Source organism: Pseudomonas sp. xss_4 (assembly GCF_043104125.1).
Classification (GTDB): Bacteria; Pseudomonadota; Gammaproteobacteria; order Pseudomonadales; family Pseudomonadaceae; genus Aquipseudomonas; species Aquipseudomonas parafulva_B.
Map to the genome: position 1 here is coordinate 58,290 of NZ_JBICKJ010000009.1, position 23,331 is coordinate 81,620.

Here is a 23,331-nt window from a genome sequence, read left to right on the forward strand (position 1 = left end):
CCATGCACTTGCCGAGCCGCATCAGCCTGTTGACCCTCTGCCTGGCGCTCGCCGGGTGCAGCCCGCCCACTCTGCCCCAGGCAGAGGTCCAGCTGCCAGGGGCCTGGCAGGGCCCGACACGCGCTTTCAGTGAGGCCGATAGACCGGCGCGTCAGTGGTGGCAGTCCTTCAACAGCCCCGAACTGGACAACCTGGTGCAACGCGCCCTGCATAACAGCCACGACCTGGCGGCCGCCACCGCGCGCATCCGCCAGGCCAGAGCCCGTGCTGCCATCGCCAATGCACCCTTGCTGCCAGCGGTCGAACTGGGCGTGGATGCCAGCCGCCAGCGGCTGCTCAAGGGCGAGGGTTATAACGACCTCGATGCCACCAGCAGCCAGCGCACCAGCACCGCGTTCGATACCCAGCTCAGTGCCAGCTATGAAATCGATTTCTGGGGCGGCCTGCGGGCTAGCCGCGACAACGCCCTGCACGCACTGCAAGCCAGCCGCTTCGACCGGCAGACGGTGCAGCTGAGCCTGCTCAGCGACATTGCCAACACGTATCTGCAGGGCCTGGCCCTGGCCGAGCAACTGCGCATCGCCCAACTGAACCTGGACAATGCACGGGGCATCTTGCGCCTGGTCCAGGCGCGTCAGCGCGCAGGCTCGGCAACACGCCTGGAACTTGCCCAGCAGCGCAGCCTGGTCGCGGCCCAGGCGCGTCAGATCCCCCTGTTGGCGCAACGCGTGCAAGACGCCCGAATCACCCTCGCGACATTGCTCGGCGACCCGGTGCAGCAACTGCCAACCAGCCGTCAGCCGTTCGCCAACGTGGCCTGGCCGACGGTCGACAGCGGCCTGCCCAGCGACCTGCTGACCCGTCGCCCCGATATTGCCGCCGCCGAGGCCCGCCTGGCAGCGGCCAATGCCAACGTGCAGGTGGCCCGAGCGGCCATGCTGCCCAAGGTAACCCTTGGCGCCACCCTTGGCAGCGGCGCCCGCACCTTCGCCCAGACACTGGAAAGCCCCTATTACACCCTGACCTCCGGCCTGCTTGCGCCGATTTTCGACAACGGCAAGCTGCGCGCCTCCCGCGACCTGGCCGAGGCCGAGCAGGCCGAATTGCTGGAGCAGTATCGCAGCAGCATCCTCGCTGGCCTGAGCGATGTGGAGAAGGCGCTCAATGTCCTTGACGGTGTCGACCGCCAGCGTCACTGGCAGGACGAAGAAGTGCGACAAGCCCAACTGGCCTTTGACCTGGCCGAACAGCGCTACGGGGCAGGCGCCGAGACCGTGCTGACCGTACTGGAAACCCAGCGCACGCTGTATACGGCCCAGGACCAGCAGGCAACGCTACGCCTGGCCCGCCTGCAAGCGAGCGTGGCGCTTTACAAGGCGCTGGGTGGTGGGTGGGAGGTGGGGGGTGATGCACCGTAGGCGCAACGCTGAGCTCGAAAAACGCCAGGATAGCCGAGGCCGCTGCGCGGCCTGTCGCGGCGCAAGGCCGCACAGGCTAACCTTTAGATGCGATGTAAGGCAGTTGCTCCGCTATAGTCTGGCGCGGCCTCGCCAGGGCGCCAGACCGACCGCGCTGGGCTGCGCAGCAGCCCCAAGAACCCAGCGTCGCAGCGCATATTGTCGGGGCCGCCTTGCGTCCCATCGCTGCATGAATTGCCCCAGGCCCTTACCGCGACGCCCGCATCACCTTCAGATGCCGGGCATACCACGGCCGCTGCGGCACCTTGGGCCGTAACGCGGCGAAACGCTCGTCTTCGGCATAGATGATACGCAGGGCCAGCTTCATGGTCTCCGGGTCCATCTCCACGCTCCGCCCTGGGCGCAAACCGGGCACTGTAGAGCACCCATGGGTATCCGGCCCCAGCCAGGGGTCGGCGACCTCTACCCAGCGCCCCGGCGCGAACCAGGGCACGCCGTTGACCTCCAGGCGCCGCACCTCACCAGGATGAAGCCGTTCATGGGCCTGGAACCAGTCCTCGATGCGGTCGTCGATCCAGCCATGAAAGCGCCAGAACACCGGGTTTACATGGGATGAAAAAGGGTCGCCGAGAAAATCGTTCTCGGCGCCATACCAGCGCTGGGCATAGTCGTCGGGCGTGCGCGCCATCGGCACCGGCATGCCGTTGGCCGGATCGCGCGGCACCGAGGCCCAGCGCATGTGCAGCCAGTCATGCAGGCCCAGCTCCAGCTCCGAGCCAAGCTGCCCCAAGGTCAGCGTACTGAGGTAATGAGGATCGCCATAGCGCGACTCCCAAACCTGGAAGTTGCCGTAGAAGGTGTCCGGGCTCTTGATGTCGCGCACCCACTGGGTGTACTCCTCATCATCATCGGCCAACCATGTAGGCGGCAAAGCATCGCCGTCATGGTTGTCGAAGTAGGCCGCAAACCCTGCGCGGTCGCGCTCGAGCGCTGGTTGGGGCAAGGGAAAGCGCGCCCACGACGGTAAAGGCTCGATGGCCCTGGCGTTACCCAGCATGTGCCGGTGCATGAACAGAAAGTCCTCGCCGGAGCCGTTGCGGTCCTTGTGCCGGCCCCGGGCATCACGCTCGCGCGCCCTTGGCCCTGGCTGCCAGCCCAGCCCTCGCAGCGCACCGCGCTTTTCGTCATCGAGCTTGTGCCACTTGTCCCGTGACGCATGCCACAGCTGGTGAAACAGCCGGTGTTCCGGCGCGATCAACTTGGCCAGCAACGGCGCCGACAACGGCGTGCGCTCCCGCGCTTCGGGAAAGGTTTTTTTCAGCGCCAGGAAACGGTTGTCCTGCACAGGCAGCGCCAAGGGCCGCTCCAATGCCGCCACGTGTCCGCTCAAGGTCGCAGGCCCTGCGTTACCGTACGCCCCCCAGACCTCGTCAAGCACAACCTGGCACTCGTAGCGTGCCCCAAGCGGGTTGGCGTCCGTGGCCAACAGCCGCCAGCGTAGCGTCCCTGGCTGATCGAGCAACAAGTCAGCCACCACCCGATAGCGTGGCTCCAGCGTGCTGCGCAAACGTTCAGGTGTGTCGAGGTAGCCGCGCAAACCCCGCCCGCTCCAAGCCACATCCAGGAACAGCTCAAGCTCCCCTGGCGGCACGCCGGCAAGCCCGGCCTCGCGGCCTTGAGGTGTCCAGTGCCAGATACCGCGCAAGGTGTCGCCCAGTTGCCTGACAGGCGTATCGGCGAGTTCCACCACCGCCTCGCCAGGGGTCTCAGGGTATTGCTCTTCACTGGCTCGCCGCCGCTGCAGGTACCGCGCGCCTGGCACTGCCATACCCGTCAATGCCACACCGGCGATGAACCCGCGTCGAGAAATCGTCATTGCCCTACCTGTGCTTTCACTTCGGCCATGGAGCACGGCCCATCCAAGGCTAGGACGTGGCCCGGCGGGCGAAATTTAGCGCTGCAGTGCGCGCTGACACCTGCCTTCAGCCAGGCGGCGGGGGCTTAAATTTCTGCCATCGCAGCTCGTTCCCTCCAGGTAGCGGCGGCATCCAAGCCCATCCCTCGACGGTGAACCTACTGAGACCAAGATGACGACACCACGCTGGAAGAAAGCCCTGTATATCAGCCTGGCCGCGGCCGTGGCCGCCGGTGCCGGGTGGGCGGCCTGGGACTACCTCGACACGCCGGCAGGCTACCCCAGGGAGGTCATGCGCCAGGCCAATGACCTGCAGGAGCGCCTGCTTTCGTTCGACAGCCACATCACGCTGCCGCTGACCTTCGGCACCGAAGGCAGCGAAGCCGACCAGGACGGTGCGGGGCGCTTCGACCTGAACAAGGCAGCGCGCGGGCGCCTGTCTGCCGCTGCCCTGACCCTTTTCGCCTGGCCCGAATCCTGGACCGGCGACAATGGCCCACACCGCCCTACCCCCGGCTTCGTCGAGGCCGCCCGCCATACGCAAGAGGTGCGCTACAACGCCATCATGGGCATGGTCCGCGACTTTCCCGAAAGGGTGGGCATTGCCTATACCCCACAGGACATGCGCAGGTTGCACGGCGAAGGCAAGTTTGCGGTGTTGCTCAGCATGCTCAATGCCTACGCACTGGGCGACGACCTGGACCAGCTGGACCGTTGGGCCGCCCGCGGCATGCGCCTGTTCGGCTTCAGCTATGTGGGCAACAACAGCTGGGCCGACTCCTCGCGCCCGCTGCCCTTCTTCAATGACACCGTCGATGCACTCGAAGGCCTGTCACCCATAGGCAAACAGGCGGTACAGCGCCTGAACGATCTGGGGGTGGTCATCGACGTGTCGCAGATGTCCAGCCAGGCACTGGCCCAGGTCGTGGCGCTCAGCCGGGCACCGGTGGTGGCGTCGCATTCAGCGCCCCGGGCGATGGTCGACATCCGCCGCAACCTGTCGGACAAGGAAATGCAACTGATCAAGGACAGCGGCGGCGTCATCCAGATCGTCGCCTTCTCCACCTACCTCAAGCCCTTGAGCAGCAAAACCCAGCAGCGGCTCAACGCGCTGCGCAGCGACTATGCCCTGCCGCCCCTGGCCGACCTGAACTACGCCCTCATGCCGGGCGACCCTGTCATCGCGGGCTGGCCTGAACAGAAAGTGGGCCAGTACGCCAATGCGTTGTACGCCATCCTCGACGAAGAACCGCCAGCCACGCTCAAGGACTACGGCGACGCCATCGACTATGCGGTGCGCAAGGTCGGCATCGACCATGTCGGCCTGAGTTCGGACTTCAACGAAGGCGGCGGCATCGACGGCTGGCAGGATGCCAGCGAGGCCCGCAACGTTACGGCCGAACTGATTACACGGGGTTACTCCGAAGCTGACATCAGCAAGCTGTGGGGCGGCAATTTCCTGCGTGTCTGGCAGCAGGTACAAGCGGCAGCGGCCCCTGGCGCCACCCCCTCCCGATGATGATGCGAGCCCTTAGATGAACGACCGTCGCGCCTTTCTGAAGCAGGCCAGCCTGCTCGCTGCCAGCCTGCCACTGGCAGGGCACTTGATAGCCGCCGCCCAGGCCGCGCCCACACCCGCCACAGGCGCTGACGCCTGGGCGGGCTTTCGCAGCCTGTTCAACCTCGACCCGGCCTACGCCCACTTCGCCAACTTCCTGATCACGTCGCACCCAAGACCGGTGCGCGAGGCCATCGAGGCCTTGCGCGCGCAATTGGACCGGCACCCGGCACGGCTGGTGGACTGGGACAGCCAGTCGGAATGGAAACACGAAGCGCAGGTGCGCGAAGCGGCGGCCCGCTACCTGGAAGTCGCCCCGCGGCAAATTGCCCTGACCGGCAGCACCACCGAGGGGTTGGGCCTGATCTACGGTGGGCTGAAGATAGCACCCGGGCAAGAGATCCTGACGACGGTGCACGAGCACTCCGCAGCGCGCCACACCCTGGACTTTCGCACCGCCCGCGACGGCACCCCGGTACGCCGCCTGCGGCTGTTCGACGAGCCGTGGAACCTGTCCACCGACCAGGTGCTGAGCACCATCAAGGCGGCCATCAACCCCGAGACCCGCGCGCTGGGCATGACCTGGGTGCACTCGGGCAGCGGCGTGAAGCTGCCGGTCGGCGCCATCGGCGAACTGGTCCGCGAAGCCAACCGCGACCGCGCCGAGCATGAGCGCATCCTGTACGTCATCGACGGCGTACATGGCTTTGGTGTCGAGGACATGCGCTTTGCCGACCTGAACTGCGACTACTTCATTGCCGGCACGCACAAGTGGATGTTCGGCCCACGCGGCACAGGGATCATCTGCGCTGCCACCACCGCACTCGATAACCTGAACCCGCTTATCGCGACCTTTTCCGAGGACGAGGATTTCGCCACCACCTTCACCCCAGGCGGCTATCACGCCTTCGAGCATCGGTGGGCGCTGGGCACAGCCTTCGACTTGCACCTGCAGCACGGCAAGGCCGCCATCCAGGCACGCATCCACGGCCTCAACAACTACCTCAGGCAGCGGCTCGAAACGTTACCGGGCGTGCAGCTGGTCACGCCGCGCAGCACCCGCCAATCGGCTGGCTTCACCTTCTTTCGGGTGACCGACCAGGATGCCGACGAGGTCGCCGCCTACCTCAACAGCCAGCGCATCGTCGTCGATGCGGTATCGCGCGACGTGGGACCGGTGGTGCGCACTGCACCGGGCCTGCTCAACACCGAAGCCGAAATCGACCGGCTGATCGCCGTACTCACGCCACGCTTGCGCCGCTGAACCCTTCATCCAGACCACCGATCACGGACTTATCACCATGCCCAACCTGCCTTGCGCTTCACCCAAACCATTGTCCAGCAGACTGTACAAGCTAGGCGCTGCCTTAGTGCTCGGCCTGCTGGCCTGCCCTGTTGTCCACGCAGGCGAAGCGATCAAACCCGGTAGCGTTTTCAAGGACTGCCCACATTGCCCGGAAATGGTGGTACTGCCCGCCGGCAGCTACCTGATGGGTACCCCGGAGGATGAAGTGGGCCGCGAATACGACGAAGGCCCGCAGCACACCGTGACCTTCGCCAAGCCGTTCGCGGTGGGCCGCTTCCCGGTCACCGCAGGCGAGCTGGATGCGTACATCCGGGAAACCGGGGTCAAAATCGCCGATGGCGACACCCGTCCTGGCCGCTTCTGCAAGGCCAGCAAACCCACCTATAAGCAGGGCCCTCGCCAACCGGCGGTGTGCATCAGCTGGTTCGACGCCGATGCGTACGCTCAATGGCTGACGAAAAAGACCGGGCACACCTACCGTCTGATCAGTGAGGCGCAGCGCGAATACGCCGCCCGGGCCGGCTCCACCGGCCCCTTCCCGTTCCCCTTCGACAACAACGACGAGAAGGCCTACAGCATCAGCCAGCACGCCAACACCTACGGCCCCGCCGATGGCTACTCCTACACCGCGCCCGTGGGCAGCTACCCGGCCAACGCCTTTGGCGTGTACGACATGCATGGCAATGTCTACGAGTGGACGGCCGATTGCCTGAACCCTGACTACGAGGGTGCGCCTGCCGATGGCAGCGCCTGGAAGACCGGCAACTGCGAGAAACGCGTCATGCGCGGCAACGACTGGGGCGAGGCCCCGGTGTTCTCGCGCTCGGGCAACCGCAACAACCGCTCCCCCGAGGTGCGCGGCGACTTCCTTGGTTTCCGAGTCGTCCGCGACCTCTGACAGCCCCACGCGATTGAGGAGAAACACATGACCCATCCACCTCGTGGCGCCGTCAGGGAACTGTTCGCCCTGCTCAAGCCGTTCTGGCCCCTGGTCACGGTTTGCATCGTCCTGGGCATGATCGGTGGCCTGAGCGTCACCGCTCTGCTGGCCACCATCAACAGCAGTTTGCACAGCGACGCCGGCCTGACCCAGGGCGTGGTGCTGGGCTTCGCCGGCCTGTGCCTGCTGGCGCTGCTCAGCTCGATTCTGTCCGACATGGGCACCAACTACGTAGGCCAGCACGTCATCGCGACCTTGCGTCGTCAGCTGGGTGAAAAGGTGCTGGCCGCACCCATCGACCAGATCGAGCGTTACCGCAGCCACCGGCTGATCCCGGTACTGACCCATGATGTGGACACCATCAGCGACTTCGCCTACGTCTTCGCCCCGCTGGCCATCTCGCTCACCGTGACGCTGGGGTGCCTGGGCTACCTGGCCCACCTGTCGTGGCAGATGTTCCTGGTGATCCTGGTGGCCATCGGCGTGGGAACCGTGTTGCAGTTCATCGCCCAGGCCAGGGGCATGCGTGGCTTTGAAGCCGCCCGAGAAGCCGAGGACGACTTGCAGAAGCACTACAGCGCCATCGCCGAAGGCGCCAAGGAATTGCGTATTCACCGTCCACGCCGTCAACGGATGTTCAGCCACGGCATCCGCGACACGGCCAACCGGATTTGCGCCACCCAGGTCCGCTCGATCAACACCTTCGTGATCGCCAAGACCCTGGGCTCGATGTTGTTCTTCGTGGTCATCGCGGTGGCGCTTGCCCTGCAATCGTACTGGCCCTCGGCGGACAAGAGCGTTACCAGCGGTTTTGTGCTGGTGCTGCTGTACATGAAGGGCCCGCTGGAGCACCTGATCAGCACCCTGCCGATCATCGGCAAGGCCCAGATCGCCTTTCGCCGCATTGCTGCGCTGTCCACGCAGTTCTCCTCGCCCGAACCACACCTGCTGCTGGACGACGCACGCAAGCCAGCCCTGGCCATGAACTCGCTCGAACTCAGGGACGTTCGCTACACCTTCCCTGCCGTGGAGGGCGCCGAGCCCTTCCAATTCGGGCCGGTGAATTTGCAGGTCGAGCAAGGCGACATCGTGTTCATCGTCGGTGAAAACGGCTGCGGCAAGACCACCCTGATCAAGCTGCTGCTGGGCCTGTACGCCCCGCAGGCCGGAAGCATCGTGCTCAACGGCCAGCCCGTGACGGCCCAGACCCGCGATGACTATCGCCAGCTGTTCACCACCATCTTCGCCGACTACTACCTGTTCGACGACGTGATCCAGGGCGACCAACCGCTGCCCGATGACGCAGGGCGTTACCTCAGGCGGCTGGAGATCGACCACAAGGTGAGCATCCGCGACGGGGTGTTCAGCACCACCGACCTGTCTACCGGCCAACGCAAGCGCCTGGCGCTGGTCAGCGCCTGGCTGGAGGAGCGGCCCGTCCTGGTGTTCGATGAATGGGCCGCCGACCAGGACCCGACGTTCCGGCGGATCTTCTACACCGAGCTGCTGCCAGACCTGAAGCGGCTAGGCAAGACCATCATCGTGATCTCCCACGACGATCGCTACTTCGATATCGCCGACCACTTGGTGCGCCTGCACCGCGGCAAGATCGCGCCAGCACTCCACCCCGCCTGATCCGTTGTAACCGGACTGAAACTTTTCTTTCCGGTTTTCCTACGCTGATGCGTCTCACTGAGCAACTAATACAAATCATTATCATTTCAAACTCCATCAGAGAGGATGTAATGCCAGCCCTTAGCACGCTCAACCCGCTCACCCAGGCCTTCAGGCTTCACCGTGCCTTCCAGACGACGCTGCTCGGCTCAAGCCTGAGCATGGCGCTGTGCCTGCCGTTGTCGGCCCAGGTGATGGCCCAGGAAGTGGATGTGGACATTGCCGCCATGCCGCTCTCCGCTTCGTTGCAGGCGTTCGGCCGGCAGGCCGACCAGCAGGTGTTGTTCAGCCCGGATGATGTGCAAGGGCTCAAAGGTCGAGCCGTCAAAGGCCACCTCACCGCGCAGCAGGCCCTGGCCACTTTGCTGGCAGGCACGGGGCTTGCGTACGACATCCAGGGCAACAGTGTGACCATTCACCGTCGTGGCAACGACACCAGCTCGCTGCAGCTGGACGCCACCACCGTGCAAAGCAACCTGGACGGTTCGAGCGAAGCCAGCCGTTCGTACACCGTCAACAGCAGCAGTGCGTCCACCAAGCTGCCCATGTCCCTGCGCGAAACGCCTCAGTCGGTCAGCGTGATGACCCGTCAACGCCTGCAGGACCAACAGCTGACCACCCTCAGCGACGTGCTCAAGCAGGCGCCGGGCCTGTCGGTGCAGAACATCGACAGTGAGCGGGTGAATATCTATTCGCGCGGCTATTCGATCGACAGCTACCAGTTCGATGGCATCCCCACCACCCTGATCGTGCAGACCAGTGCCAGCCCGCAGAGCCTGATCGACACTTCGATCTACGACCGCGTCGAAATCGTGCGCGGCGCCACTGGCCTGATGACAGGTGCCGGTGACCCATCGGGCAGCATCAACCTGGTCCGCAAGCGCCCGACCTCCACCTTCCAGGGCTCGATCACCGCCGGGGCGGGTTCCTGGGACACTTACCGCACCGAGGTGGACGTGTCTGGCCCCCTGACCGACGATGCCCGCCTGCGCGGTCGCACAGTCGTGGCGTACAAGCAAGGCAACAGCTACATCGACCACTACCAGCAGGAAAAACAGACCTACTACGGCATCCTCGAAGCCGACCTCACCGACAGCACCCTGTTGAGCGTGGGCGTGGACTACCAGAAGAACAACCCGCGTGGCGTATCGTTCGCCAGCTTCCCGCTGTTCTACAGCAATGGCGAGCAGACCGACTTTTCCCGTTCGATCAACGCAGGTTCGCGCTGGAGCTATCGCAAGCAGAACACGCTCACCACCTTCGCCAACCTTGAGCAAAGCCTGGTCAACGACTGGAAGCTCAAGGTGGCGGTCAACAACATGTACAGCTCGCGTGACTATTCCCTGGCCTCGCTCAGCGGCGACTTCCCCGATAAGCAAACCGGCGAAGGTGCCTACCTGTACGGCGGCGACGGCTCAGGCTCGCAGCGCCAACTGGGTATCGACGCCCTGGTGCAGGGCCCCTTCCAGCTATTGGGCCGCGAGCATGAGCTGGTGATCGGCCTGAGCGGTTCGGAATTCCACGACTACAGCGACCCGGCAGACGACGACCTGGAAGGCCGCCCGGCCAATATCTACACCTGGGACAACGACACAGAGCGCCCCCTTTCAGTGGGCAAGCTGATGAACGACGACACCACCGTGCGCCAGAACGCCGCGTACATGGTGGCGCGCTTCAAACCCACCGATGACCTGTCGCTGATCCTGGGCGCGCGGGTAGGCGACTACAGCTACAAGAAAAAAACCGTGGCTAACCCGTCCTACCCGGGCCTGAACAGCCGGGCCTCGACCCGCGAAAGCGGTTTCGTCACCCCCTATGCAGGAGTGGTGTACGACCTCACCGACATCCACTCGCTTTACGCAAGCTACACCAAGATCTACAAGCCGCAGTCGATCCGCGATCAAGCAGGCAAGACCCTGGAATCGCGCGAAGGTGACAACTACGAGATTGGCCTGAAGAGTGAGTTTCTGGAGGGGCGAGTCAACACCGCCGTCGCCCTTTATGAAATCAAGCAGGACAACCTGGGCGTGGCCACCGGCGAGACTGTCGAAGGTACCGTTCGTGAGTCGGCATACCGCGCGGTGTCCGGCGCCAAGACCCGCGGCATCGACATGGAAATCTACGGCGAAGTCATGCCCGACTGGAACGTCAGCGCCAGCTACAGCCACAGCCTGACCAAGGACTCGGACCACGAGCGCATCATGACCGAGGCGCCGGCCAACCTGGTCAAGCTCTGGACCACCTACCGCCTGCCCGGCGAGCTCAACCAGCTGACCGTGGGTGGCGGCATGAACTGGCAGAGCGGCTTGAGCCTGACCACCAGCCAGGGCAAGGCGACCCAGCAGCAGTACGCCGTGTTCGACCTGATGGCGCGCTACGACATCACCAAGGAGCTGAGCGCCACCGTCAACGTGAACAATGTGTTCGACAAGAAGTACTTCAGCGCCTTGGACCCCACGTTCTTCACCGGTTATTACGGTGAGCCGCGCAACGTGATGTTCACGACCCGGTATAGCTTCTAAACCCCCTGCCTGGAACGTCAAGCCGGCTCGGCAACTGGGCCGGCTTGCCTGCGAGGCGCCGCAAGGCGGCTGTGCTCGAACGCTACCCATCCTGTAGCCATCCGCAACGCCTACCTAGGCTCCGTCTGAAAAGTCTTGAGACGAAGGTCAGGCAAGGCGAAAAACAGCCGAGGAACGGTCGGAGTCGCGCTCGACGTTACGGGTGGTTGTAAATGAGCATTCCGACCGGGCTGGCGATCCAGGCTGTTTTCCACGCAGCATCACCGAGTATCAAGGCTTTTCTCACAGAGCCTAGTAAACGATCAGAAAAAGCACACACCTACTGTCCAAGTTGGTCGCAATAGATAGGGCTGGATGTGTGTGCGCTCTATTCTGCTAACGGCACGCCAGGGCTATTACGCTCATCGCCTGCCCGCCGCTGTTGCACATGGGCTGCGCCGCCCGAAACGTGTACGTCATCCAAATGCAACGTCAGCTGAGAAATCGTCAGGTACCAGCGCCGTGGTAACGGCAGATCAGTCTGCTGTTGATGGCCAAATCGACGAAATAACACAACGCCCACCTCACCCCCCAACCGCGTTCAGCCACCCCCCCACATCCCGATAAATTCCCCCCACCTGCCCCACCAACCCCGACATCCGCAAAAAGTCATGGCTAAGCCCCTGTGCCCGTACAAACGTCACCGGCGTCCCGCTCGCCTGCAACCGGTCGCGATAGGCCAGGCCTTCGTCATGCAACGGGTCATATTCCGCCACCCACAGATAAGCCGGCGCCAGAGGCGTGTCCACTTGGGCTAGCAGCGGTGAAGCGCGCCAGTCCAGGCGTTGTTGGGGCAGCGGTGCGTAGTGCTGGTAGAACCACTCCAGCGTCTCGGTCTCCAGCAAATAGCCTTCGGCATGCTGGCGGTGGGAGTCGCGCAGGCACGACAAGTCGGTGACCGGGTAGAACAGCAGCTGCGCCAGCGGCTTGATCGCCAACGTTTCAGGGGCCTTGACCGCGGTGATGGCCAGGACGGTCGCAAGGCTTGCGCCGACGCTGTCGCCGGCAAACACCACCCGGCGGTTGTCCAGCCCAAGCGCAAGGGCATGCTCGGCCAGCCAGTTGGCGGCATCGAGCGCATCGTTCACAGGAACGGGGAAACGGTGCTCCGGCGCCAGTCGGTAATCCGGGGCGAGCACCGCGAAGTCGCCCATGCTCGCCAGGCGCCGGCACACCGAATCGTGTGAGTCGAGGCTGCCGACCACATAGCCGCCGCCGTGCAGGTAGAGGATCACCGGTTGCGGTGCAGCTGCAGGCTGCCCGTTGCGGTAGAGCCGTGCGGGCAGCTGGGCGCCGTCGCGGGTGGGGATGCTCAGTTCGCTGACACTCAGGTCACCGGGCGGGCTGGGGTCGAGCACTTGCGAGCTGGCGGCGAATTCGGCGCGGGCCTGGGCCACCTCCATCGCGTGCATGGGCTGGCTTTTGCCGGTCAGCCTGCCGAATTCGACCAGTTCCAGAAACGCGGCCAGGTCAGGGTGCAATGCCATGTTCAATCCTTACTTGAAAGTCAGTGACAGGGCGCGTCACGCGCGCCCCTGGGTTTCGGTGGTCGCGTCCAGGCACTGGCACACCTCGCGCAACACCTGGGGCTGCTTGAGGATGTCGAAGTGCGACGCCTGGATGAGCGTTGCGTCGTCATGGCTGAACCGCCGTTGATAGGCGTGGGCCGGCGCGCCGTACCCCTCCTCTGCCCACCAGAAGCTGGCCGGGCACTCGATGGCGGGCAGCGGCGCCAGGCGTCGCGACAGGGCCTTGAGGCGCAGCGCCACCGTAAAGGCATGCACCAGTTCCTCGGCAGCAAAGCGCGGTGAATCACCGCTGCCCAGCACGTGGGCCTGCACCTGCGCTACCAGGGCTTCGAGGGCCTGGTGGGAGCCGTCGAGAGTCAGGTCGAACGTGGGCAGGCTTTCGGGCGGCTGGTCCAGGATGATCGACAGGAAGTTGCGCAGCTCTTCGGTCAGGTCGTCCTCTGGGCCGTGGTCACCGGGCACGAAGCTGTCCACCAGCCCAACGAAGTGCACGCAGTGGCCCTGCCCTTCCAGCACACGGGCGACCAGCAGCGCCAGCGGCCCGCCCAGCGACCAGCCCAGCAGGTGGTACGGCCCTTGTGGTTGCTGTTCGCGGATGAACCCTGCGTAGTCCTGGGCCATGGCTTCCAGCGAGCTGTCCTGCCAGTGCTTGTCCAGCAGCATGCGGCACTGCACGCCGATGACCTGGCGCACTCCGTCCAGTCGCCGCGCCAGGGGCTCGTAGTCGAACACGGTGCCGAACCCTGCGTGCAGGCAGAACAGGGGCTCGCAATGCGCGACCGGGCCGTTGAGCGGCAGCAGCGGTGACGGCACTGCCACGGCGTCATCCACATAACCGGACAACTCGGCGATGGTGGGTTTGCTCATCATGTCACGCAGCTTCAGCTCAACGCCCAGCGCCGGTTGATTGCGCACCTTGGACAACACCTTCAGGGTGCGCAAGGAATCGCCGCCCAGCTCGAAGAAGTTGTCCGTCACCCCGACCTGCTCCAGCTCCAGCACCTCTTGCCAGATCGCGACAAGGCCCGCTTCGAGGGCGTTGCGCGGCGCCACGTACTCGCGGCCCTTGAAGGACGGGTCTGGCAGCGCCTTGCGGTCGACCTTGCCGTTGGGGCTCAGCGGCAGGTGTTCCAGCACCAGGATCTGGCTGGGCACCATGTAGTCGGGCAAGCCCTGTTGCAACGCCATGCGCAGCGCCTCGCCTTGCAGCGCCGGGCTGCTGGTGGCCACGTAGCCGATCAGTTGCTTGCCGCCTTCGGTGTCACGGGCCACGACGACCGCATCGCGCACCTGGGGTTGACTGCGCAAGCGGGCCTCGATTTCGCCCAGCTCGATGCGAAAGCCCCGGATCTTCACCTGATGATCCAGGCGGCCAAGGAAGTCGATCACTCCGTCTGCGCGGCGGCGCACCAGGTCGCCGGTGCGGTACAGGCGCGCGCCACTGCCGCTGGGGTCGGCGACGAAACGCTCGGCGGTCAGGCCTGGCCGCGCATGGTAGCCCCGCGCAAGCCCCTCCCCGCCAATGTACAACTCACCCGGTACGCCATCGGGCAATGGGTTCAGGCCGGCATCGAGAATGTGCAGGGTACGCTCGCCCACCCGTGTGCCAATCGGCGCATAGGCCGCCTCGCAGCGCTGGTCGGTATCGACCACCCACAGCAACGGCGTGACCACGGTTTCGGTAGGGCCGTAGCCATTGGTCAGCAGCCTTGGGCGCAGGGTGCGCTTGACCAACTCGAAATTGGCATCGGCCACAGCGTCGCCGCCAAAGCAGTAGATCTGCACCGGTGGCGGGCTGTCGAAGGCCTGGCCGTATTCGGCCAACTGTTGCAGGTACGCAGGCGGGAAACAGGCGATGGTGATGGCCTGCTCATGCAGCACCTGCCAGGTTTCCTCGGGCGTCCACAGACGGTTGTCGCGCACCACCAGCTGACCACCGGCCGCCAGGGTGGACAGCCAGCGCTCCTGGGCGCCATCGAAGGCGAACGACATGAACAGCAATTCGCGGGTTGCCTCACTCATCCCATAGCGCTCGATGATGGCCTGGCAGTGCATGGCCAGCGGCCCGCGGGCGACCGCAACGCCTTTGGGCTTGCCCAGCGAACCGGAGGTGTAGATCAGGTACGCCAGGTTGTCCTCGTCGATCGCGACCGCCGGCAAGGCGACCTGCGCCTGTACCGGCGCAAGCGATTCGAGCAGGAGGGTGTCGACCCCTTCGGCGCTTGGCAAACGTTCACTGACGCTGGCCTGGCTGATGAGCAGTCGCATGGCCGAGTCCTCGATGATCCACTGCACCCGCTCGCGTGGGTAGTCGATATCGACAGGCACATAGGCAGCGCCGGTCTTGAGCACCGCATAGAAGGCCACGATCATGTCCACCGAGCGCTCCAGCGCCACCCCGACACGCACCTCCGGGGCAGCACCGGCCTCGATCAGGGCCACGGCCAGGCGGTTGGCGCGCGCCTCAAGTTCGGCATACGTCAGGGACCGCCCGGCGCAGCTGACCGCCACCTGCTGACCACGGGCCTGCACATGCCCGGCAATGCGCTGCAGCAGCGGCGTGCGGGTCGGGTTGGCGACCAGCCGGTTGGCCTGGGCTTGCTGGCGTTCAGCGTCGGCATCGAGCATGGGCAGGCTGCCGATGGCTGCCAGTGGGTCGCCCAGCAGCGCTTGAAGCAAGCGCTCGAAGCTGCGCCGGATGCCTTGGCAGGCGGCGGGGCTGAAGCGGCTGCGCCAATAAAGGAACTCGATGCTCAAGGTGTCATCCAGGTGCACGGCGAGGTCCATGGCATAGTTGGTCACGTCGCGGCCTTCGCTGGCGCCGAAGCGCAAGCCGTCTTCACCGGCGTCTTGCAGGCGCTCGTCCAGGGGATAGTTCTCGAACACCACGATGCTGTCGAACAGCGCCTGCCCGCTTTGCCCGGACCAACGCTGCACATCGGCCAGAGAGACGTGCTCGTAGTCGCGCACCTGCACGTTGTAGTCCTGCAGGGCCTGCAACCACTGGCCCACCGGCTGTTCGGGCGCAGGTGCCTGGATGATCGGCAGCGTGTTGATGAACAGGCCCAGCATGTCTTCAGCACCCGGCAGGTTTGCCGGACGACCGGCAACGGTTGCGCCGAAGCACACGCGCGATTGCCCGGTGTAGCGTTGCAGCAGCAGCAACCACGCCGCCTGGATCAGCGTGTTGGGCGTGACCCGCAGGCGCTGGGCCTGATCACGCAGTTGCCGGGTTTGCGCGGCGTCCCAGTTCAGGTACAGGGCGTCGTAGCCGTCGGCCTCGGCGACGGGCGCTGGATGCAACCCGGTGGCCAGCAGGGTGGGCCCTTCCAGCCCGGCCAGCTTGTCTTTCCAGAAGAGCTCCATCTGCGCCTGGGGCTGGGCGGCCAGCCAGCCGATGTAGTCGCGGTAGCTGCCGCGCTTGCCGGGCAGTGCTTGCCCACCGTACACGGCGAACACCTCGCCAAGCAGGCGTGAGTGGCTCCAGCCGTCCATGAGGATGTGGTGGCTGCTCCAGATCAGTTGCTGGCGCTGCTCGTCCAGGCGCACCAAGGTCAGGCCCATCAAGGGCGGCTGCAGCAGGTCGAAGCCGCGGGCGTAGTCCTGTTCGGCCAGGCCTTGCAGGTCGGCGACGCTGACCGGGCGATCTCGCCAATCGAGCTCGCGCACACGCAGTTCGGCACGCTTGGCCACCCATTGCAACGGCTCGCTGAGGTGGCTTTCGGTCCAGAACCCAGTGCGCAGGATTTCATGGCGATCGACCATGTGCTGCCAGGCCGCAATGAAGCGCGCGTTGTCCAGCCCTTGTACCTGCACGCTGGTTTGGCTGACGTACAGCCCCTGTTGGGCGGCTTCGAGGGTATGGAACAGGATGCCCTGTTGCATCGGCGACAGCGGGTACAGGTCTTCGACAGCCCCGGCCGGCACCGGCAAGCGGTCCAGCTGCGCCTGGCTCAGCCCTGCGAGCGGGAAGTCGGACGGGGTCAGGCAGGGGTGCTCCAAGGCCAGGCAGTGTTCAACGACCGCACGTAGCTCGCCCACATAGGCCTGGGCCAGTTCCTCGATGGTGCCCGCGGCGAACCGCTGGCGGCTGAACGTGAAGTCCAGCTTCAGGGCGCCCTCGAACACCTGCCCGTTGATGGTCAAGGCATTGCCCAGCGGCGCCTGATCACTGACCTGGCGCCCACCGCTCTGCGCAGCCGGGGCGAACAGCGCGTCGTCCTCACGTGCGGCGCTGGCGTCGAACTGGCCCAGGTAGTTGAAGGTGATGCGTGGCTGCGCCAGGGTGGCCAATGCCTGGCGGGTGGCCGCATCGCCCAGATAACGCAGCACTCCAAAGCCAAGGCCCTTGTCCGGGATGGCACGCAGGTGCTCCTTGACCTGCTTGATGGTGTCCCCCACTGGCCCCGCCACCGGCAGTTTCACTGGGAACAGGCTGGTGAACCAGCCCACGGTACGGGTGAGGTCGACGTCGTCGAACAGCGTCTCGCGGCCGTGGCCTTCCAACTCGATCAATGCCGCCTGCTCGCCCGTCCATTGGCAGATCACCCGCGCCAGGGCGGTCAGCAGCAGGTCATTGACTTGGGTGCGGTAAGCGGCCGGGGCCTGCTGAAGCAGTTGTCGGGTCAGCGCTGGATCCAGTTCAACCTGCACGGTGTGGGCGTCGCCCACCTGCTGGCTGCCTTGGGCATCTTCGCCAGGCAACGTCTGGGCAAAGCCCTGCAGTTGGGCCTGCCAGTAGGCCAGTTGCTGGCATAGGGTTTCGCTTCGGGCGTGGGCTTGCAGGCGTTCAGCCCAGGCCTTGTAGGCGCTGGTCTTGGCCGGCAGGCTGAGCGGCTGCCCGGTCAGGCACTGCTGGTAAGCCTGTTGCAGGTCCTCGAACAGAATGCGCCACGACACGCCATCGACCACCAGGTGATGGATCGCCAGCAGTAAGCGCTGACTGCCATCGGCCAGGGTGGCCAACACCGCGCGCAGCAGCGGGCCCTGGGCCAGGTCCAGGCTACGCTGGGCATCGTCGCACAGGGCGGTGAGTGCCTGGGCATCGGTCACCTCGCGTTGCCACAGCAGCGCCTGGGCACTGTCGCCGTGGCAGGCCTGCCAACCCTGCTCGCCTTCACTGAAGCGCAGGCGCAGGGCATCGTGGTGGTGCACCAACGCCTGCAACGCCTGCTCCAGCGCAGCCCCTTGAAGCGGCGCGCTCGGCACCAGCAACACCGACTGGTTCCAGTGGTGACGCTGGGCAATGGCCTCACTGAAGAAGCTGTGCTGCACAGGGAGCAACGGCGTGCTGCCGGTGACCGCACCTTGGTCGATCTGCAGAGCTGTGTCTGCCGTGCCAACGACCTGGGCCAAGGCCCGGAGTGTCTGGTGCTGGAACAACGCTTTCGGGGTCAGGTGCAGCCCCAGTTGCCGCGCTCGGCTGACCACCTGAATGGAGATGATCGAGTCACCGCCCAGCTCGAAGAAGTTATCGTCCACCCCGACCCGCTCAAGCTTCAGCACGTCTTGCCAGACTGTGGCCAACTGCTGTTCGAGCGCTGTCTGCGGGGCGGCGAAGGCATGGCTGCTAGCGGCCTCGGGCAGCGGCAGTGCCTTGCGGTCGATCTTGCCGCTCGGGCTCAATGGCAGGCTGTCGAGCACCACCAGGTGCGCCGGCACCATGTAGTCCGGCAGGCTCGCTTTCAGGGCATCGCGCAGCGTGACCGCAGCCACCTGCGTGACCACGTAGCCCACCAGTTGCGGCCCATTGGGGCCAGGCTGCGCCATGACCAGCGCCTCGCTGACACCGGCCTGCGCCAGCAGGCAAGTCTCGATCTCGCCCAGCTCGATACGGAAGCCACGGATCTTCACCTGATGGTCCACCCGGCCGACGTATTCGATCACGCCATCGGCACGGTAGCGCGCCAGGTCGCCCGTGCGGTACAAGCGCCCGCCGTTGCCGCCGAACGGGTCGGGCAGGAAGCGCTCGGCGGTCAGCGCACTGCGGCCGAAATAGCCGCGCGCCAGCAACTGGCCGCCGATCACCAGCTCACCTACGACACCGGTCGGCACCGGCTGCCCGGCGTCGTCCAGCAGGTAGATGTCCCGCCCTGGCAAAGCCGTGCCGATCGGCAAGGTGTGAGGCACGGGTTGTTCGCCCAGCACGTACGGGGTGCAGTCGAGCGTGGTGGAAGTGACCGTGGTTTCGGTCGGGCCGTAGGTGTTGAGCAGGCGCACATGGCCCAGCCCGGCCTTGTGCCAGGCGGCCATGCCTTCAGGCGGCATGGCTTCGCCGCCCGCATGAATCTGGCGCAGCTGCCCGTAGTCGCGTGGCCCTACGCTGGCAAACTGGGTGGCCAGCAGGTTCCAGTACGCGGTCGGCAGGTCGGCCACGCTGATGCCGTGGGCCAGCACCCGCTGGTAGAACGTCTCGCTGTCCCAGATTTCGTTGCCCCGCAGCATCACGGTGGCACCGCAGACCAGCGGGGCGTAAAGCTGCTCGACGAAGGCGTCGAAGTTGAACGTGGCGAATTGCAGCACGCAGTCGGATGCGTGGATATCGGAATACCACTGGGCCACGAAAGCGTGGCGGGTCAAGGCACCATGGCTGATGGCCACGCCCTTCGGCCGGCCGGTCGAGCCGGAGGTGAAGATCACGTAGGCCAGGTTGTCGGCGTGCACGCGGTTGAGCGGGTCGCTGTCGGCGCCGCTGCCGTCCTCAGGCGTATCCAGCAGCAGGCACTGCACCTGCGCGTCCAGCGCCAGTGCTTGGCGCAAGTGCGACTGGGTCAACAGCAGCGCGATGCGGCTGTCCTCGACCATCTGCTGCAAGCGCTCGCGGGGGAATTTCGGATCGAGCGGCACGTAGCCGCCGCCTGCCTTGAGCACGGCCAGCAAGGCGATGACCATCGGCGCATCGCGCTCGACGGCGATGCCGACCAGCACGTCCGGGCCCACGCCCTGGGCGATCAGGCGGTGGGCCAGGCGGTTGGCCGCCGCGTTGAGCTGGGCGTAAGTCAGTTCGGTGGTTTCAGTGATCAGCGCAGTGTGGTGCGGAACGCGCTGGGCCTGCTGCTCGAACAGCACATGGGCAGGGGCCAGGCTTGGGTATTGACCGGCGGCCATGCCCCAGTCCTGCACCGGGGCGTGCTGGCGCCCGTCGTCCAGCAGGGTCAGATCGCCCAGGCAAAGCCCGTCGGGCCCCTCGACCATTTGCAGGAGCAAGTGGGCCAGGTTGTCACTGATGCCCGCGATACCCGGCGCATCGAACGCCTCGCCCGCGTAGGTAAAGTGCAGCAGCACGGTGGACCCGGCGTTTACGCTGACGGTCAGCGGGTAGTTGCTCTGCTCATGGTTGTCGATGCTGCCAAAGCGCAGGTCCACGGGCGCTGCTTGCAGCGCCTCGGAAACCGGATAGTTCTCGAACACCAGGATGTTGTCGAACAGCGCTTCACCGCCCTGCCCGGCCCAGCGCTGGATATCGAAGAGCGGGGTGTGCTCCTGCTCGCGCAGTGCCAGGTTCAGTTGCACAAGCGCATGCAGCCACGCCTGCAGCGGCTGATCTACCTGGGGGCTGGCCACTACCGGCAAGGTGTTGATGAACAGGCCGATCTGCTGCTCCACACCGCTGATCGCCGCCGGGCGCCCGGCCACGGTGGCCCCGAACACGACGCCGTCGTGCCCGGTGTAGCGTTGCAGCAGCAACAGCCAGGCCGCCTGGATGACGGTGTTGAGGGTGACCTTGTGGCGCCGCGCAAAGGCGTTCAGACGCTGGGTGTGATGTTCGTCCAGCCGGTGGTAATGATCGTATTGACCTGAGCTGCGCGTTGCCGGCTTCAAGGCTTGTGCCAGCAGGGTCGGTGCCGGCAGGCGGGCCAGTTGATCGCGCCAGAACGCCTCGCTGGCCTGACGGTCCTGACGCAGCAACCAGCCGATGTAGTCGCGGTACTGCGTAGGCCCTTGGGTGACCGGGTGACCGGCATAGCGCTGGAGCACTTCGCCCAGAAGCTGCGAGGTGCTCCAGCCGTCCATCAGGATATGGTGGCTGGTGTAGATCAGGTGATAGTCCTGCACATCGGTCTGTGCAAGTACCAGCCTGAGCAACGGCGCGGTATGAAGCTCGAAGCCACGTTGCAGTTCGCTTTGCGCCAGGGCATCAAGGGTTGCTTGCGCAGAGGTTTCGTCGCGCAGGTCCAGCAGGCGGAACGGCAGCTCGACCCGATTCATGACCACCTGCACGGCCTGCTCGAACTGCCAGTTGAACCCGGTGCGCAGGATGGCGTGGGCATCGAGGGTGGCCTGCCAGGCACTGCGGAATCGCTGCGGGTCGAGCCCACCGATGTCCAGACGCATCTGGTTCAGGTAATCGCCACTTCCCTGTTCGTAGAGGCTGTGGAACAACATGCCCTGCTGCATCGGGGACAGCGGGTAGATGTCCTCAAGGTTGGCCGCAGGCACCGCAAGCTGGTCCAGTTGCGCCTGGTCAAGACTGGCCAGGGGGAAATCGGACGGCGTCACGCCGCCCGCGTCAGGCGCCAGGCAGTGTTCGATCAGCGCTTGCAGTTGTGCGCCGTAGGCATCGGCCAAGTCCTCGATGGTCTGCACCTCGAACTGCTCGGCGCTGAACGTCCAGTCCAGGCTCAGGCAACCGTCGTACACGCGCCCGTTGAGCACCAGCCAATTGTCCAATGGGGCATCTGGGCTTTGCTCACGGCCGCGCTTTTCGGTAGCCGGGGTGAACAAGGCGTCATCGTCGTCGGCAAAACTGCCGTCGAACTGGCCCAGGTAGTTGAAGGTGATACGCGGCGTCGCCAGGGCCCCCAGGGCCTCGCGTGTGGCAGCGTCCCCCAGGTAGCGCAGCACACCATAGCCGATACCCTTGTCAGGGATGCCGCGCAGGTGTTCCTTGACCTGGCGAAGCGTATCGCCAAGGTCGGTCGACACGGGCAACTTCACCGGGAACAGGCTGGTGAACCAGCCCACGGTACGGGTGAGGTCGACGTCGTCGAACAGCTCCTCGCGGCCATGGCCTTCCAACTGGATCAGCGCGGCCTGTTCGCCCGTCCACTGGCAGATCACACGGGCCAAGGCGGTCAGCAGCAAGTCGTTGACTTGGGTGCGGTACGCCGCAGGCGCCTGCTGTAACAGGCGACGGGTTTGCTGGGCGTCCAGGCGGGTCTGCACAGTCTGGGCGTGGTGCCCCTGCATGCCCGCATCGGCCTTGGCGCCCGGCAGGTCTGTGCGTTGACCACGCAGTTGCGCCAGCCAGTAATCCTTCTGGCCCAGCAGGGCCGGGCTGTGGGCATGCGCCTCAAGCTTATGCGCCCAGGCCTGGTAGGCCGTGGTCTTGCTCGGCAGTTTCGCGGGCTGCCCGGCCAGGCATTGTGCGTAGGCCTGTTGCAGGTCCTCGAACAGAATGCGCCACGACACGCCATCGACTACCAGGTGATGGATCACCAGCAGCAAGCGCTGGCTGCCGTCGGCCAGGGTGGCCAACACCGCGCGCAGCAGCGGGCCCTGGGCCAGGTCCAGGCTACGCTGGGCATCGTCGCACAGGGCGGTGAGCGCCTGGGCATCGGCCACCTCGCGTTGCCATAGCAGCGCCGTCACGGGCTCGCCATGTTCGGCGTGCCAGCCTTGCTCACTTTCGCTGAAGGTAAGCCGCAACGCATCGTGATGCAGCACAAGGGCCTGCAATGCCTGCTCCAGTGCAACGCCCTCAAGCGCGGTGCGTGGTACCAGCAGCACCGACTGGTTCCAGTGGTGACGCTGGGCAATGGCCTCGCTGAAGAAGCTGTGCTGCACCGGCAGCAGCGGCATGCCGCCGAGGACGGTGCCCTGGTCGATGTGCACGGCGCTGTCGCCAGTGCGCACGACCTTGGCCAGGGCGCGCAGGGTCTGGTGCTGGAACAGCTCCTTGGGCGTGAAGTGCAGCCCCTGCTGACGGGCTCGGCTGACCACCTGGATGGAGATGATCGAGTCACCGCCCAGCTCGAAGAAGTTATCGTCCACCCCGACCCGCTCAAGCTTCAGCACGTCTTGCCAGATACGCGCCAGTTGCTGTTCGAGCGGGCGCTGGGGGGCGATAAATGCCTGGTTACTGGAGGCCTCGGGCAGCGGCAGTGCCTTGCGGTCGATCTTGCCGCTCGGGCTCAGCGGCATGTGGTCGAGCAGCATGAGATGGGCGGGGACCATGTAGTCCGGCAGGCTCGCCTTGAGCGCTTCGCGCAGCGTCTGCACGTTTGCATCTGCAACCAGGTAAGCGACCAGTTGCGGCCCGTTCGGGCCAGGCTGCGCCATGACCAGCGCCTCGCTGACACCGGCCTGCGCCAGCAGGCAAGTCTCGATCTCGCCCAGCTCGATACGGAAGCCACGGATCTTCACCTGATGGTCCACCCGGCCGACGTATTCGATCACGCCATCGGCACGGTAGCGCGCCAGGTCGCCCG

9 protein-coding genes are annotated in these 23,331 nt (G+C 65.3%); 6 read left to right on the forward strand and 3 right to left on the reverse strand.

Annotated elements, in window-relative coordinates; genetic code table 11:
* The first annotated feature begins 2 nt into the window (after positions 1–2).
* Positions 3–1,418 (forward strand): efflux transporter outer membrane subunit, encoded by a 1,416-nt coding sequence (locus ACF8GB_RS00895; RefSeq protein ID WP_392526439.1) that lies wholly within the window; start codon positions 3–5, stop codon positions 1,416–1,418.
* Positions 1,419–1,665: 247 nt separating this feature from the next.
* Here ACF8GB_RS00895 and ACF8GB_RS00900 read toward each other — a convergent pair whose 3' ends face one another.
* The gene (locus tag ACF8GB_RS00900) at positions 1,666–3,294 is read right to left on the reverse strand and encodes a PvdJ/PvdD/PvdP-like protein (protein ID WP_326384094.1); all 1,629 of its coding nucleotides are present in this window, start codon (positions 3,292–3,294) and stop codon (positions 1,666–1,668) included.
* 211 nt (positions 3,295–3,505) lie between these two features.
* Here ACF8GB_RS00900 and ACF8GB_RS00905 point away from each other — a divergent pair, with 211 nt between their 5' ends.
* The 5 genes from ACF8GB_RS00905 to ACF8GB_RS00925 all read left to right on the forward strand — a co-directional run bounded on the left by ACF8GB_RS00905 (position 3,506) and on the right by ACF8GB_RS00925 (position 11,333).
* Positions 3,506–4,852 (forward strand): dipeptidase, encoded by a 1,347-nt coding sequence (locus ACF8GB_RS00905; RefSeq protein ID WP_058602646.1) that lies wholly within the window; start codon positions 3,506–3,508, stop codon positions 4,850–4,852.
* Positions 4,853–4,868: 16 nt separating this feature from the next.
* Positions 4,869–6,155 (forward strand): aminotransferase class V-fold PLP-dependent enzyme, encoded by a 1,287-nt coding sequence (locus tag ACF8GB_RS00910; RefSeq protein WP_392526440.1) that lies wholly within the window; start codon positions 4,869–4,871, stop codon positions 6,153–6,155.
* A gap of 37 nt (positions 6,156–6,192) precedes the next feature.
* On the forward strand, positions 6,193–7,095 hold the full coding sequence (locus ACF8GB_RS00915; protein ID WP_078478832.1) for a formylglycine-generating enzyme family protein: 903 nt from the start codon (positions 6,193–6,195) through the stop codon (positions 7,093–7,095).
* A 27-nt stretch (positions 7,096–7,122) separates the two neighbouring features.
* Positions 7,123–8,772, forward strand: a complete 1,650-nt coding sequence (locus tag ACF8GB_RS00920) for a cyclic peptide export ABC transporter (RefSeq protein ID WP_058602643.1) — start codon at positions 7,123–7,125, stop codon at positions 8,770–8,772.
* A 110-nt stretch (positions 8,773–8,882) separates the two neighbouring features.
* Positions 8,883–11,333 (forward strand): TonB-dependent siderophore receptor, encoded by a 2,451-nt coding sequence (locus ACF8GB_RS00925; protein ID WP_392526441.1) that lies wholly within the window; start codon positions 8,883–8,885, stop codon positions 11,331–11,333.
* Between the two features lie 563 nt (positions 11,334–11,896).
* Here the strand turns inward: ACF8GB_RS00925 and ACF8GB_RS00930 are convergent.
* On the reverse strand, positions 11,897–12,859 hold the full coding sequence (locus ACF8GB_RS00930) for an alpha/beta hydrolase (protein ID WP_196126172.1): 963 nt from the start codon (positions 12,857–12,859) through the stop codon (positions 11,897–11,899).
* Positions 12,860–12,895: 36 nt separating this feature from the next.
* The coding region (locus ACF8GB_RS00935) for an amino acid adenylation domain-containing protein (RefSeq protein ID WP_392526442.1) at positions 12,896–23,331 on the reverse strand (10,436 nt) is incomplete at its 5' end.